General features: G+C 59.5%; 15 protein-coding genes and 1 tRNA gene. 7 read left to right on the top strand and 9 right to left on the bottom strand.

Annotated features, from left to right (window positions below; genetic code table 11):
* The first annotated feature begins 1 nt into the window (after position 1).
* The 3 genes from FDM28_RS00750 to FDM28_RS00740 are packed head-to-tail and all read left to right on the top strand — an operon-like array spanning position 2 to position 3,052.
* Positions 2–964: an aspartate carbamoyltransferase catalytic subunit gene (locus FDM28_RS00750; protein ID WP_138512077.1), complete on the top strand. Its 963-nt coding sequence runs from the start codon at positions 2–4 to the stop codon at positions 962–964.
* A 34-nt stretch (positions 965–998) separates the two neighbouring features.
* The gene (locus FDM28_RS00745; RefSeq protein ID WP_138512075.1) at positions 999–2,294 is read left to right on the top strand and encodes a dihydroorotase; all 1,296 of its coding nucleotides are present in this window, start codon (positions 999–1,001) and stop codon (positions 2,292–2,294) included.
* Between the two features lie 23 nt (positions 2,295–2,317).
* Positions 2,318–3,052: a lysophospholipid acyltransferase family protein gene (locus FDM28_RS00740; protein WP_138512073.1), complete on the top strand. Its 735-nt coding sequence runs from the start codon at positions 2,318–2,320 to the stop codon at positions 3,050–3,052.
* A gap of 108 nt (positions 3,053–3,160) precedes the next feature.
* Here the strand turns inward: FDM28_RS00740 and FDM28_RS00735 are convergent, their stop codons facing one another.
* The gene (locus FDM28_RS00735; protein WP_138512072.1) at positions 3,161–3,979 is read right to left on the bottom strand and encodes a hypothetical protein; all 819 of its coding nucleotides are present in this window, start codon (positions 3,977–3,979) and stop codon (positions 3,161–3,163) included.
* Positions 3,980–4,334: 355 nt separating this feature from the next.
* Complete coding sequence (locus FDM28_RS00730; RefSeq protein WP_138512070.1) at positions 4,335–4,970, bottom strand: hypothetical protein; 636 nt, start codon at positions 4,968–4,970, stop codon at positions 4,335–4,337.
* Positions 4,971–5,073: 103 nt separating this feature from the next.
* Here FDM28_RS00730 and FDM28_RS00725 point away from each other — a divergent pair, with 103 nt between their 5' ends.
* A complete protein-coding gene (locus FDM28_RS00725) occupies positions 5,074–5,352 on the top strand; it encodes a hypothetical protein (RefSeq protein WP_138512068.1) in 279 nt (92 codons plus the stop codon).
* 71 nt (positions 5,353–5,423) lie between these two features.
* Here the strand turns inward: FDM28_RS00725 and FDM28_RS00720 are convergent.
* The 5 genes from FDM28_RS00720 to FDM28_RS00700 form a co-directional block, all read right to left on the bottom strand.
* Positions 5,424–5,498: transfer RNA gene (locus FDM28_RS00720), tRNA-Arg, on the bottom strand.
* Between the two features lie 31 nt (positions 5,499–5,529).
* Complete coding sequence (locus FDM28_RS00715) at positions 5,530–6,744, bottom strand: vWA domain-containing protein (RefSeq protein WP_138512065.1); 1,215 nt, start codon at positions 6,742–6,744, stop codon at positions 5,530–5,532.
* A gap of 23 nt (positions 6,745–6,767) precedes the next feature.
* Positions 6,768–7,364 (bottom strand): GNAT family N-acetyltransferase, encoded by a 597-nt coding sequence (locus FDM28_RS00710; protein WP_138512063.1) that lies wholly within the window; start codon positions 7,362–7,364, stop codon positions 6,768–6,770.
* Between the two features lie 2 nt (positions 7,365–7,366).
* Positions 7,367–7,591: a hypothetical protein gene (locus tag FDM28_RS00705; RefSeq protein ID WP_138512061.1), complete on the bottom strand. Its 225-nt coding sequence runs from the start codon at positions 7,589–7,591 to the stop codon at positions 7,367–7,369.
* 5 nt (positions 7,592–7,596) lie between these two features.
* A complete protein-coding gene (locus FDM28_RS00700; protein ID WP_138512059.1) occupies positions 7,597–8,451 on the bottom strand; it encodes an AAA family ATPase in 855 nt (284 codons plus the stop codon).
* Between the two features lie 120 nt (positions 8,452–8,571).
* Here FDM28_RS00700 and FDM28_RS00695 point away from each other — a divergent pair, with 120 nt between their 5' ends.
* Positions 8,572–9,237 (top strand): c-type cytochrome, encoded by a 666-nt coding sequence (locus tag FDM28_RS00695; RefSeq protein WP_138512057.1) that lies wholly within the window; start codon positions 8,572–8,574, stop codon positions 9,235–9,237.
* Positions 9,238–9,298: 61 nt separating this feature from the next.
* Here the strand turns inward: FDM28_RS00695 and FDM28_RS00690 are convergent, their stop codons facing one another.
* Positions 9,299–9,769, bottom strand: coding sequence for a hypothetical protein (locus FDM28_RS00690; RefSeq protein ID WP_138512055.1), 471 nt, complete (start codon positions 9,767–9,769; stop codon positions 9,299–9,301).
* A gap of 140 nt (positions 9,770–9,909) precedes the next feature.
* Here FDM28_RS00690 and lplT point away from each other — a divergent pair, with 140 nt between their 5' ends.
* Both lplT and FDM28_RS00680 read left to right on the top strand, forming a co-directional pair.
* Positions 9,910–11,169, top strand: coding sequence for a lysophospholipid transporter LplT (gene lplT / locus FDM28_RS00685; RefSeq protein WP_170211549.1), 1,260 nt, complete (start codon positions 9,910–9,912; stop codon positions 11,167–11,169).
* Positions 11,170–11,229: 60 nt separating this feature from the next.
* Positions 11,230–12,507, top strand: coding sequence for a glycosyltransferase family 4 protein (locus FDM28_RS00680; RefSeq protein ID WP_138512052.1), 1,278 nt, complete (start codon positions 11,230–11,232; stop codon positions 12,505–12,507).
* Here FDM28_RS00680 and asd read toward each other — a convergent pair.
* Entirely contained in the window at positions 12,451–13,332 is an 882-nt protein-coding gene (asd, locus tag FDM28_RS00675; RefSeq protein WP_138512050.1) for an archaetidylserine decarboxylase, read from the bottom strand. The two genes, FDM28_RS00680 and asd, sit on opposite strands and share 57 nt — an antisense overlap.
* Positions 13,333–13,343: the final 11 nt, after the last annotated feature.

Raw genomic sequence — 13,343 nt, 5'->3', positions numbered from 1 at the left:
CATGTTGTACAAGCGCAATCCGCAACTCAACAAACACGGCGAGCTGATCCACCTGCTGTCCACCGAAGGGCTGCCCAAAAACATCCTTACCCACATTCTGGACACCGCCACCAACTTCGTGTCGCTGAACGACCGCGAAGTCAAAAAGGTGCCCCTGCTGCGCGGCAAGAGCGTATTCAACCTCTTCTTTGAAAATAGCACCCGCACCCGCACCACCTTCGAGATTGCCGCCACCCGCCTGAGCGCCGACGTCATCAACCTCGATATTGCGCGCTCCAGTGCCTCCAAGGGCGAGTCGCTGCTGGACACCATCGCCAACCTGAGCGCCATGGCGGCCGACATGTTTGTGGTGCGTCACAGCGAGTCCGGCGCGCCTTACCTGATCGCCCAGCACGTGGCGCCGCATGTGCATGTGATCAACGCCGGCGATGGCCGCCACGCCCACCCTACGCAGGGCCTGCTGGACATGTTCACCATCCGGCACTACAAAAAAGACTTTTCCAACCTCACCGTCGCCATAGTGGGTGACGTGCTGCACTCCCGCGTGGCGCGCTCCGACATCCACGCGCTGACCACTTTGGGCTGTGCCGAAGTGCGTGTTGTGGGCCCCAAGACGCTGGTGCCTTCCGACATGGCACACATGGGCGTTCGGGTATGCCACACGCTGGAAGAGGGCATCAAAGACTGCGACGTCATCATCATGCTGCGCCTGCAAAACGAGCGCATGAGCGGCGCGCTGCTGCCGTCCATGCACGAGTTTTTCAAGAGCTTTGGCCTCACGCCCGAGAAGCTGCAACTCGCCAAGCCCGACGCCATCGTCATGCACCCCGGCCCCATCAACCGCGGGGTGGAGATCGACTCTGCCGTGGTGGACGGCAAGCAGGCGGTGATCCTGCCGCAGGTGACCTTCGGCATCGCCGTGCGCATGGCGGTCATGAGCATCGTCGCGGGCAACGAGGCGTGATGGCGACCCGCACCCAGATTCAAGGACTGAAGCAATGCAAATTCTGATTCAAGGCGGCCGCGTCATCGACCCCGCCAGCGGCACCGATACCGTGGCCGATGTGGCCATCTCCAGCGGTCGCATCCTGGCCATCGGCGCGGCTCCCGCCGGCTTTTCCCCGCAAACCACCATCAACGCCCAAGGCTGCATCGTCGCGCCTGGCTTGGTGGACTTGTCGGTGCGCCTGCGCGAGCCGGGCCACGAGCACGAAGGCATGTTGGCGACCGAAATGGCCGCAGCCGTGGCCGGAGGCGTCACCAGCGTGGTCTGCCCGCCGGACACCGACCCCGTGTTGGACGAAGCCGGTTTGGTGGAAATGCTGCGCTACCGCGCCGAGCGTTTGCACCAGGCCCGTGTGTTCCCCTTGGGCGCGCTCACCCGCAACCTGCAGGGCGAAGTGTTGACAGAGATGCTGCAGCTCACACAAGCTGGCTGCGTGGCTTTCAGCCAGGCCGAGGTGCCCTTGCGCAACACCCAGGTGACCCAGCGTGCCCTGCAGTACGCCAGCACCTTTGGCTACACCGTGTGGCTGCGTCCGCAAGAGGCCTACCTCGGCAAGGGCGTGGCTGCGAGCGGCCCCTTGGCGACCCGCATGGGCTTGGGCGGCGTGCCCGTGGCTGCCGAAACCATTGCCCTGCACACCATTTTTGAGCTGGTGCGTGCCACCAAGGCCCGCGTCCACCTGTGCCGCATCAGCAGCGCTGCCGGCGTGGAGCTGGTGCGCCAGGCCAAGGCCGAAGGCCTGCCGGTGACGTGTGATGTGAGCATCAACTCCCTGCACCTGACCGATGTGGACATTGGCTATTTCGACAGCCGCATGCGCCTGAACCCGCCCCTGCGCCAGCAGCGCGACCGCGATGCCCTGCGCGCCGGTCTGGCGGACGGCACCATCGATGCACTGGTGTCGGACCACAACCCCGTGAGCGAAGACGAAAAAACCCTGCCTTTCGCCGAAGCCGAGCCCGGCGCCACTGGCCTGGAGCTGCTGCTCAGCCTGGCGCTCAAGTGGGCACAGGAAAGCGGCGTGGGCGTGGCCGATGCCATTGGCACTGTGACCAGCCGCTCCGCACAGGTGCTGGGCGGCGCACTGGGCACCTTTGCCGCCAGCGCGGGCCGCCTGACGGCCGGTGGTGCGGCCGACATTTGCGTGTTTGACCCCGCCGCCCACTGGGTGGTGGAGCCGTCCGCGCTGGTGAGCCAGGGGCACCACACCCCGTTTGGCGGCTACGAGCTGCCCGGCCGTGTCAGAGCCACGCTGGTGGGTGGCCGTGTGGCCTACGCCGCCGCCTGAGCCGGGCGGCAGACCAAGGGCCCATGCGCCAACTCAAAGCGCTCTGGCGGATCAGCCGCGTCATCCTGCATGTGCTGGCAGGGGCGTGGCGCATCCGCACGGTGTTTCCCCGGCTGACGCAGCCCCAGCGTGATGCAGAGGTTCAGGCCTGGGCGCAGGCCATGCTTGTGCGTCTAGCTATCAAATTGGTAGTAAACGGCACGCCGCCCGCGAACGGTCCGGTGCTGCTGGCGGCCAACCACATCTCGTGGCTGGATATTGTGGTCATCCACGCCGCGCGTCATTGCCGCTTTATCTCGAAAGCGGATGTGCAGCATTGGCCTGTGGTGGGTACGCTGGCCACTGGTGCCGGCACGCTGTACATCGAGCGCGAATCCCGCCGCGACGCCATGCGCGTGGTGCACCACATGGCCGAGCGTCTGAACGCGGGCGAGGTGCTGGCCGTGTTCCCCGAGGGCACCACCGGCGATGGCACCCATGTGCTGCCTTTCCACGCCAACCTGTTGCAGGCCGCAATCGCAGTGAATGCGCCCATCCAGCCGGTGGCCCTGCAGTTTGCCGACGCCCAAGGCGAGCAAAGCTTTGCCCCTTGCTACATTGGCGACGACACGTTGCTCGGCTCCCTGTGGCGCACACTGTGCAGCGAGGGCATTCAGGCGGTGGTGACGTTTGGAACCCCGCAAACCGCCGACGGGCGTGACCGCAGGACGTGGTCAGCCGCAGTGCGGGAAGACATCATTGCGCTGCGCCAGCGCTGATTTGCTCACTTTTTGATAGCTGCTCGCGCTCATTCTATGAACGCTAGGGGCTGATTTGATGCAAAAGTGGCTGGTGGCGTGTTGAGTTGCTGGGGCGTGACTGGCGCCCTACAGATCTTTTTGAGCTTCTTCAGCGCTGAGTTTTTTTGCTCTGTCGAATGCAGTTTGATCTGTCAATGTGACATGGCCCTCCAAGCCATTTAGCGTGAGGGACACAGTTCCCTGCCTCCATGTGTAGGCATTTATCGCCTTTTGGTTGTCAGACGGTGTGCCGTATTTTTGCGTTAATGCATCGCGCAAAGTGAAATGGTTATTTTTGCCACCAAAACCAAACTCCACGAAAGCACCCAAAACCTTGCCCTCAAACAAGAATAGTGTGAAATTTTTGGCGTTAGCTCCACCATATGATGTCGACCCAAATTCGCATGTGACAACTGCTTTGGGTTTAGGTGTTTCCGGCTTTGAGCCAATAGGACATGATGACTGTCTTTGGCCGACGAAATAACCTTTCACCGATAATTGCATATCCGCTTCTTTCTTTTCGCGCTCAAAAGTCGCAGTTCTTGAGGCTGACTCATTGCAACTGCGCCGTTGTGCGCTGCCCAAGGTATTTGCCAAAGTTCCTGCTGTATGTATGTCCTTTGGCTTACTCTGCTCTAGTAGTGTTTTGGCATCAGCAATTAATGCTTTGGCCGTTGATTCTCTGACCCAAGAGTCGCCCGAGCGAAGCTGGATGAAAATTGTCTCAAGCATATATTTCTCATAGGCTTCTGATCCATCGTTTTCGTAAGCAATGATTACAGCTGAAGCCTGCGCAACTCCCAGTTTTGTGCAAAAGGCGGGTGTCAACTGAGCCGAGGTCGTAAACTGAGCTGCGGTCAAGGATGTAAAGGATATAGCAGCAAGGGCAATGATTGGTTTTTTCATTTCTCTGAATAATCACTGGTGATGTTTGTTATGGCATTGAAGTTGTATCGATTCTCTGTATCAGCTAGGCGTTAGTGTTAGAGAATTTTTTTGCACGCTAGCTGCGCTGTCAAATACTACCCGACTACCCGACTACCCGCCTTGTGGCCGACACTTGCTCGGCGGAACCGGTATGCGGTCATTATCCCGCCTTCGTAAAGTGAAGGTAGGACATAGCAGCTCAGCACTTTGGTTCAAAATATTCGGGTGAATCAGTTGACCTAGGTTCGCTCGACTTCTCGATTTGAATATTTTAATAACAGTCCCCTTTGATTACTCTCGTGCGGACAAGCACGGGAGGCGGGGCCGAAAGTATCTAATCATGACTGCTGTCCGAAGATGGTAGTTTTGACTCTTTTTTTTGACCATCCATAAGCTCACTCATTAGGCGCGCATTTCTGAGGATAACCACAATATCATCTGTAACCAAACCAGACAGCGCTTCTTTGGCTGTTTGAAGCAATGGACTTAATAATGCCCGTGTCTCCAACACCCATTCGTTATTTCCAACAGTCTGCGAATAGTTGAGTTTGGATTTACGCCGTGCGGTGTAAAACGGGAAGAATGAGCTGTAAGCATCAAGCGAATAGCGTAAAAAAACTGAAAATCCGTTGAGGCGATATGCTAATTCATCGTAGACATTTTGATCTCTTGAGATTTTGGCGATTTCCACTAGCTTGCCGATGTCATGCCTCGCCTTTATAAGGTCTTTGAGGACCATCTTTGGGTCCTCGTCCGTTCTGCCGAGAGCGATGTGGCACTTTAAGATGCATTCAAAGGCAAAAACCAAATCGACAAAGCTTTTTATTCTGCCTGTTTTGTTTGGCATCGACTCCCACAGCAAATCAAATCTACGAGCGAAGTCGAAAGCATCGTATTGATAATGCTCGGCCATACTGCGTACCAGCGATACGGGCTTTTCATGAGTGATTTCTTGAGTTAATTGGTTCATCATTGAATAGTATCAACGGAATCTAACTTGCCAATTGCAAAAGTCAGTGACTAAGGCATGAACCGCTACCTCAGCGGGCTTCGTGGCTCTCCATGAGAGCATATTGTCAAAGCTCCGCGCCAACCTGCTGCAGGCCGCCATTGCGGTGCATGCGCCCATCCAGCCGATTGCCCTTCAGTTCCTGGATGCGCAAGGCCAGCAAAGTTTTGCCCCTTGCTACATCGGCGACGACACGCTGCTCGGCTCCCTGTGGCGCACGCTGTGCAGCGACGGTATTCAGGCGGTGGTGAGTTTTGGCGCCCCGCAAACCGCCGACGGGCGCGACCGCAGGACGTGGGCTGCGGCGGTCCGTGAAGACATCATTGCGCTGCGTAAGCGCTGATGTGCTCACTTTTTCATAGCTGCTTGCGCATATTTCACGAGCGCCAGAGCCTGATTTGATGCCAAAGTGGTTGGTGTCCTCGACAGGAATCGAACCTGTATCTGCCCCTTAGGAGGGGGCCGTTCTATCCATTGAACTACGAAGACCGGACGCGGGATTGTATCGGCCCGCGCTGCGCTACTTGGTCAGGTGGCGCATGGCCTCTTCCAGGCCTTTGAGGGTGAGCGGGTACATCTTGTTTTGCACCAGCTGCTGAATGACGCCAATGCTCTGGCGGTATTGCCACACGCCTTGGGGCTCGGGGTTGATCCACGCGAACTTGGGGAAGGCGCTCATCAGCCGCTGCAGCCATTCGGCGCCGGGCTCTTCGTTGTTGTATTCCACGCTGCCGCCGGGCTGCAGGATTTCGTAGGGGCTCATGGTCGCGTCGCCCACAAAGATCAGCTTGTAGTCTTTGTTGTACTTGCGGATGATGTCCCAGGTATCAAACTTCTCGGCGAAGCGGCGCCGGTTGTTCTTCCACATGAAGTCATAGACGCAGTTGTGGAAGTAATAAAACTCCAGGTGCTTGAACTCGGTCTTGGCCGCGCTGAACAGCTCTTCCACCCGTTGGATGTGGTCGTCCATGGTGCCGCCCACGTCCATCAGCAGCAGCACCTTGACGTTGTTGTGCCGCTCCGGGCGCATCTTGATGTCCAGAAAGCCCGCGTTGGCAGCGGTTTTGCTGATGGTCTCGTCCAGGTCCAGCTCGTCCTCATGGCCTTCGCGGGCGAACTTGCGCAGGCGGCGCAGCGCGACCTTGATGTTTCGGGTGCCCAGCTCCTGGGTGTCGTCGTAGTCTTTGTAGGCGCGCTGGTCCCAGACCTTGACGGCGCTGCGGTTGCGGCTTTTGTCCTGGCCGATGCGCACGCCCTGCGGGTTGTGGCCATAGGCGCCAAAGGGCGAGGTGCCGCCCGTGCCTATCCATTTATTGCCGCCCTCGTGGCGTTCTTTCTGCTCTTCGAGGCGCTTTTTGAGCGTCTCCATCAGCTCATTCCAGCCCATGGCTTGCAGCTTGGCTTGCTCCTCGGGCGTCAAAAACTTCTCGAGGTTTTTGCGCAGCCACTCGGCTGGAATGTCTTTGGTGAAATCGCTGATCTGTTCGATGCCTTTGAAATAGGCCCCAAACGCCCGGTCGAACTTGTCGTAGTGTTTTTCGTCCTTGACCAGCGTGGTACGGGCCAGAAAGTAAAAATCGTCAATGCTGTAGCCGCTTGCCTCTGCTTCACCATCCGCAGGCCGGGTGTTCGGCCCCACCACCCCTTTTTGCAACGCCTCCAGCAGGGTCAGGTATTCCTTGACCGAGACGGGCAGCTTGGCGGTACGCAGGGTGTAGAAGAAGTCCAGCAGCATGGCGGTAGTGGTTTGGGGGCACCTCAGGTGCGCGGCTTGTCCAGCGAATGCAGCAGCTGCGCTTTCACCTCGGGCCACTCGCCGCTGCGCAGGCTGTACATCACGGTGTCGCGGATGGTGCCGTCGCGGCGCAGGGCGTGGCCGCGGATCACGCCGTCTTTTTTGGCGCCCAGGCGCTCGATGGCGGCCTGGCTGGCAAAGTTGAAGTTGTCGGTGCGCCAGCCCACTATATGGCAGCCCAGGGTCTCAAACGCATGCGTCATCAGCAAAAGCTTGCAGGTGCTGTTGACGTGGCTGCGCTGGCTGCTTTTGCCGTACCAGGTGTAGCCAATTTCCACCCGCTTCACCGCGGGCAGGATGTCGTGGTAGCTGCTGCTGCCCAAGACCCGGCCGGTGGCAGTTTCGGTGACTACAAAGGCAAAGCGGTTGCCGGCCTCGCGCATGGCGAGCGCATCTTCAATGTATTTGCGGGTGTGCTCGGGCTCGGGTACCGAGGTCACGCGGATGTTCCACAGCTCGCCATCGGCGGCCGCAGCGCGCAGGCCGGCTTCGTGCTCCAGCGCCAAGGGCAGCAGGGTGACGCCACGGGCGCTCAGGGTCACGGGCTCTACAAATGCCATGTTTATTCCTTGGTGTTGTCGGTTTGGCGGCTGCGCCATTTGCGTGCCAGTTGCAGCCCAATGCCGCCGCCCAAGCCCACCAACACGATGGCGCCCACGCTGGCATTGCCGTAGCCTGGTGCAAACAGGTCCAGGCCCAGCAGACGCCCGATCCAGAACCCGGTGAGTGCGCCGCCTACGAAGCCGATGGCATCGGACAGGCCTTCTTTCAATAGTTGGGAACTCATGGTGTTTAGCGGTTGTGGCGTTGCATGAACATCAGTTTTTCAAACAGGGTGACGTCTTGCTCGTTCTTGAGCAAGGCGCCCACCAGCGGGGGCACAGCTATCTTGTCGTCCTTGCTTTGCAGGGCCTCAGCGGGAATGTCCTCGGCCAGCAGTAGTTTGAGCCAGTCCAGCAGCTCGCTGGTGGACGGCTTTTTCTTGAGGCCGGGCAGGCCGCGCACTTCAAAGAAGGTTTTCATCGCTGCACTCACCAGCTCTTTCTTCAGGCCGGGGAAGTGCACATCCACAATGCTTTGCATAGTGGCAGCGTCGGGGAACTTGATGTAGTGGAAGAAGCAGCGGCGCAAAAAGGCGTCGGGCAGTTCTTTTTCGTTGTTGGAGGTGATGAACACCAGCGGCCGGTGCTTGGCCTTGATGAGCTGGCGCGTCTCGTAGCAGTAAAACTCCATGCGGTCTATTTCGCGCAACAGGTCGTTGGGGAACTCGATGTCCGCCTTGTCGATTTCGTCAATCAGCAGCGCCACCGGCTGGTCGGCGGTAAAGGCCTGCCAGAGCACGCCTTTGACGATGTAGTTGTTGATGTCCTTGACGCGCTCGCCACCGTCCACATCCGAAAGCTGGGAGTCGCGCAGGCGGCTCACCGCGTCGTATTCGTAGAGGCCTTGCTGGGCCTTGGTGGTGGACTTGATATGCCATTGCAGCAGGGGCATGCCCAGCGCCTGCGCCACTTCTTCGGCCAACATGGTTTTGCCGGTGCCGGGCTCGCCCTTGACCAGCAGCGGGCGCTGCAGGGTAATGGCCGCGTTCACCGACAGCATCAGGTCCTGGGTGGCAACGTAGTTGGAGGTACCGGTAAATTTCATAGCAAATGCGTCGGCGTTGTCGCTTGATGGGGATCAAACATAGGGGTTCTACGGAGGGCCTTGTCGATATAATGGTTTGGTAAAACCACCACGTCATCACTCTGTGATTGTCTTCGCAAAATGAACAAAATCCTCTTGTCGCTGTCCGCCGCACTTGTCGCCTCCGTGACCGTTTTTGCAGCCCACGCCGAGGGCGTTCAGGGTGATGTGCAGGCGGGTGCCAAAAAGAATGCCATGTGTATCGGCTGCCACGGCATCGTGGGTTACCAGGCCAGTTTCCCCGAAATTCACAAGGTTCCCAAGATTTCCGGCCAGAGCGGCAAGTACATTGCCTCTGCCTTGAATGCCTACAAAAAAGGTGAACGCAAGCATGCGTCCATGAAGGGCATCGCAGCGTCTTTGACAGACCAAGACATCGCCGATCTGGCCGCTTACTACGAAGCCAGCGGTGCGGTGGAAGGCTCCCCCGCCTTGGAAAAAGCGGCTCCCGGCTCTGAGAGGGTCAACGCGTTGCTGACCAAGGGCAACTGCGCCTCCTGCCACGGTGATTCGTTCAGCAAGCCTATCGACCCCACCTACCCCAAGATCGCCGGCCAGCACAGCGATTACTTGTACGTCGCTTTGAAGGCTTACAAAACAGAAGGCAACGCCAACATCGGCCGCGGCAACGCCATCATGGGCGGTGTGGCCAAGCAGTTCAGCAATGCGGAGCTGAAAGAATTGTCCAACTACGTGGGCAGCCTGCCTACCGAGTTGAAGACGGTTCCACAAAGCCGTTTCAAGTAAGCCCCCATCTGCTTTCTGCCCAAGCCGCTCTCTGAGCGGCTTTTTTGTTTCAGGCCTTCACTCAGGCCCGCACCGGGTGAATCCGGATGACGGTTTGTTGCGGTTGAGGCGCAACGAAATAGCTGGGGCAGCTGTAACGCTCAATATCTTGCCGGTGCAAGGGGAAAGATCCGCAGTTGGACGCTTTGCGCAGCGGCGAGTGGTAAATGCCGCACTGGAACTGGTCTTGCCCGGTGGGCTCCAAAAACATGCATTGGTGGTTCATGCAGCAGTTGCCGCATTGCACGCATTCACCCTCAATATGCTCCGGCACCTGCTGGACTTGCCCTGCCACATCCCTGAAGAAGTGCAATGCCGGGCCGCGCTGCATGGCGTGGATGTGGCCCAGCGTTTTCCGTATGGTGTGGCGGTAGTTCAGCACATATTTCTTGCGCCAAAACACGGCGCTGGCCAAGAGTGGGGCGACGGGCACACTGATGTAAGCGGCACCTAGTAAGGCCCCGGCGGCAAGTCTCGCGAGTCGATGGTGCACGCTGTCATCCTCTGTTTTTGATAGCAGCCGGATGCTAGGCACCTCGTGCTGCAAATCTGTGACACTGGGTTGCCACAGCGCGTGTCACCGTGCGTTCACATGGCGTGGGCAGTATGCGCAGCTTCCACTTTGGCTCCGCTATGCACCCTATTCCCCGATCGATGCCACGTGCGTTTTTTGTGCTTCTTGCTGTGCAGTTTGTGTCCACCCTGGCCGACAACGCGTTTTTGATTGTGGCGATTGCCCGGGTCATGGAGTTGCAGGAGGCCGATTGGTGCATCCCGGTACTCAAGATCGGCTTCACCCTGTTTTATGTGCTCTTGGCTCCCTTGGTCGGGCCCTTGGCGGATGCCTTTGTCAAAGGCCGGGTGATGCTGGTGTCCAACGCCTTCAAAGTGACCGCCATGCTGTTTTTGTTGGCGGGGGTCGATCCCTTGCTCACGATTGTGGTGGCCGGCTGGGGCGCGGCCCTCTACGCACCCGCCAAATACGGCTTGATCACCGAGTTGCTGCCGCCGGACGATTTGGTGCGGGCCAATGGTTTCTTTGAAGGTGCCACCGTGTGTGCCGTCATCTTCGGTACGGTACTGGGCGGGTTCTTGATCAGCCCGCTGATGCCGGTGCTCCACTGGCCTGCTGCCTGGCAGTGGCCGGGTGCCGCAGCCACGGCGCTGGGCGCCGGCATGATGGTCCTGCTGCTGCTTAACTCCGTGGCCATGGCAGCGTGCTTTGCCATCCCCGACAGTGGCGCCCGCTACGACCCGCACTCCATCCATCCCCGGGAGCTGGTGGTGCGCTTCTGGAAAGAGAACGTGGTGCTGTGGCGCGACCCGGTGGGGGGCATGTCCATGGCGGTGACCACCTTGCTATGGGGCGTGGGCGCCACCTTGCAGTTGGTGGTGTTGCGTTGGGCGAACGAGGCTTTGGGCTTGCCGCTCGACAAAGCCGCCTACCTGCAAGGGGTGACTGCGATCGGCGTGATTGCGGGGGCCATGCTGGCCAGCCGTTATGTGGTGTTGAGCCATGCGGTGCGTTTGTTGCCCATGGGCCTGTTGCTGGGGCTGGTAATCCCGCTCATGTTGCTGGTGGACACCATTCCTATGGCGGCCTTGCTGATGGTGCTGGTAGGCGCCATGGCCGGGTTTTTTGTGGTGCCCATGAATGCGCTGCTGCAGCACCGGGGCTATGTGCTGCTGACGGCCGGCCGCTCGATTGCGGTGCAAGGTTTCAATGAGAACGCCGGCATGCTGCTGATGCTGGCGGTCTACGCCGGCGCTACCGCCTTGCAGCTGCAAATGCATACCCTGATTGTCGGATTTGGCGTTTTGGTCACGCTGGGCATGGTGCTCATTTGCATCACCTACCGGGCGCAATGGTTCACGCGTCGGTCAGCTGGCTAGACGTCAAACTGTCAAAAAAGCATCATCAAGCTGTTATGTGGGGTGCCTAGCCTCGGGGTTGTGAAAACCTCCGACGACCTCCTCATCGAGTCCTTCGCGCCGCAGCTCTCCAGCTTGCGGATTGCGGTGGTGACTGAAACCTTCCCCCCCGAGGTGAATGGCGTGGCCATGACACTGGGGTGGCTCGTCAACGGCATGCTCAAAAAAGGCCACGCGGTGCAGGTGGTGCGGCCACGCCAGTCGCGCGAGCAAAACGCGGTGCAGCACGAGGGGCTGGACGAGGTGCTGTCCAAAGGCGTGCCTCTGCCTGCATATGGCGAGCTGCGTTTCGGCATGCCCTCTAAAAACCGTTTGCTGAAGTTGTGGGCCGAGCGCCGCCCGGACATCGTGCATGTGGTCACCGAAGGCCCCTTGGGTTGGTCTGCCGTGGCGGCGGCGCGCAAGCTGCAACTGCCGATTACCAGCTCGTTTCACACCAATTTTCAGAGCTATTCGCAGCACTATGGCATCGGCTTGTTGAAGACGCCGATCGAGTCCTACCTGCGCAAGCTGCACAACCGCACCCAAGCCACCATGGTGCCTACCCGCACGCTGGTGCAAGACCTGACCGCCCGCGGCTACGAGAACGTGACGTTGCTGTCGCGTGGGGTTGCCTTGGAGCAGTTTGGTCCGCAACACCGCTCCGATGAGCTACGTCGCCAATGGGGTGTGCAGGGCCAAGAGCCCGTCATTCTGTTGGTGGGGCGCTTGGCCAAGGAGAAAAATGTGGGCTTGGTGGTGGCGGCGTTCCGCGCCATCAAGGCCCGTGTGCCTACCGTCAAGCTGGTGTTTGTGGGCGATGGCCCGCTGCGCAAAGCCTTGACCGAGGCCTGCCCCGAAGCCTGCTTTGCCGGTGTGCAAAAAGGCGCGGACCTGGCGGCGCACTATGCATCGGCAGACTTGTTTCTGTTTCCCAGCATGACCGAGACGTACGGCAACGTGGTTCCCGAGGCCATGGCCAGTGGCTTGGCGGTGGTGTCGTACGACTGTGCGGCTGCGCTGGAGCTGATTGAGAGTGGCGACAACGGCGTGCTGGTGCCCACCGGGGATGACGTGTCCTTTGTGAACGCCGCTGTGCAACTGGCGCAAGACCCGCAGCGCATGGCGCAGTACCGCACGGCTGCGGTGCAGGCGGTGGCCAACCGCAGCTGGGATGCCGTGTGCGACAGCTTTGTGCACACCTTGCGCTCGGTGCTGGAGCGCCATGGCCGGCCGTTTGCGACCGGCCAGGTGACGGGTTTGTCAGCCTTGCCAACGAAGGAGCGGCTGGCCCATTCGCACGCGCGACCCTTGGTCTAGTCCGGCGTCCAACGCGAAGCCCTTGGGCGCCAGCACGATCACGGTGGAGCCATGCTGAAACCAGCCCATCTCTTGCCCACGCTCGAAGTTTGCGTTGCAGGCCATGGTTTTGGGGCCGCTGTATTTCAAGTGAAACAACACATCGAGAAAGTGCAGCCGAATGCTGGCGACCAACACCGCGGCTACCGGCACCAGCGCCACCCGCTTGCCTTGCATCGGGCCGGCGCCGTTCAGCCGGGTGCCGAGGTAAGCGCGCTCGTTTTTGCAGAAGAGTTTTTCTACCCGCTTGAGGGCAATCGGGTTGACGTTCCAGGTGTCGCCCGAGAAGTAGCGCACTTCTTCCACCGTGCAGTCGTAGGGCGCGTGAAAGCGGTGGTACATGCTGGAGGTGAGCCGCAGGGTCACAAAGCTGCCGTCGCGCCATTCGCTCACATCGGCGTCCGGGCCGAGCAGGTCCTCCAGCGTGTAGGGAAAACCTTTGGCTTGAAACACCCGGGTGCCTTCAATGGGGCCGCTTGCGCCCACGATGGCGTCCACCGGGCTGGTCATGGCATCCACGTCTTGCGCAACGGGGCGTGTGCCATCTTTGAGCTCGCGGGTGAAGCAGTCATGCATGCTGGTAAAGCGCTGCTTTTTGGCTTCGCTCAGGTCCAGGTCGCTGAAGAACTTCCAGATGCCGATGGACGCATCCCGCACCAGTGGCTGCTCGATTTTGCTGAACCAGCCCAAAAAGCGGGTCAGCGCCTGGCGGGGAATGCGGTTGGTGAGTAGGAAGTTCAGGTCTTCCTGGTTGAGGATTTTTTGGATCTGTGCACGCAGTTGCATGGTGATGTGTA

It is taken from the genome of Rhodoferax bucti (assembly GCF_005876985.1).
In the GTDB taxonomy this organism is placed as follows: Bacteria; Pseudomonadota; Gammaproteobacteria; order Burkholderiales; family Burkholderiaceae_C; genus Allorhodoferax; species Allorhodoferax bucti.
The sequence above is the reverse complement of the archived record's forward strand: the minus strand, read 5'-3'. Positions and strand labels throughout refer to the sequence as shown.

Bases quoted from the DNA above. Each gene is read 5' to 3' on its own strand.
- FDM28_RS00735 (WP_138512072.1), bottom strand. From the start codon at position 3,979: ATGAAAAAACCAATCATTGCCCTTGCTGCTATATCCTTTACATCCTTG.
- asd (WP_138512050.1), bottom strand. From the start codon at position 13,332: ATGCAACTGCGTGCACAGATCCAAAAAATCCTCAACCAGGAAGACCTG.
- FDM28_RS00705 (WP_138512061.1), bottom strand. From the start codon at position 7,591: ATGAGTTCCCAACTATTGAAAGAAGGCCTGTCCGATGCCATCGGCTTC.
- lplT (WP_170211549.1), top strand. From the start codon at position 9,910: ATGCACCCTATTCCCCGATCGATGCCACGTGCGTTTTTTGTGCTTCTT.
- FDM28_RS00740 (WP_138512073.1), top strand. From the start codon at position 2,318: ATGCGCCAACTCAAAGCGCTCTGGCGGATCAGCCGCGTCATCCTGCAT.
- FDM28_RS00730 (WP_138512070.1), bottom strand. From the start codon at position 4,970: ATGAACCAATTAACTCAAGAAATCACTCATGAAAAGCCCGTATCGCTG.
- FDM28_RS00700 (WP_138512059.1), bottom strand. From the start codon at position 8,451: ATGAAATTTACCGGTACCTCCAACTACGTTGCCACCCAGGACCTGATG.
- FDM28_RS00750 (WP_138512077.1), top strand. From the start codon at position 2: ATGTTGTACAAGCGCAATCCGCAACTCAACAAACACGGCGAGCTGATC.
- FDM28_RS00745 (WP_138512075.1), top strand. From the start codon at position 999: ATGCAAATTCTGATTCAAGGCGGCCGCGTCATCGACCCCGCCAGCGGC.
- FDM28_RS00695 (WP_138512057.1), top strand. From the start codon at position 8,572: ATGAACAAAATCCTCTTGTCGCTGTCCGCCGCACTTGTCGCCTCCGTG.
- FDM28_RS00710 (WP_138512063.1), bottom strand. From the start codon at position 7,364: ATGGCATTTGTAGAGCCCGTGACCCTGAGCGCCCGTGGCGTCACCCTG.
- FDM28_RS00715 (WP_138512065.1), bottom strand. From the start codon at position 6,744: ATGCTGCTGGACTTCTTCTACACCCTGCGTACCGCCAAGCTGCCCGTC.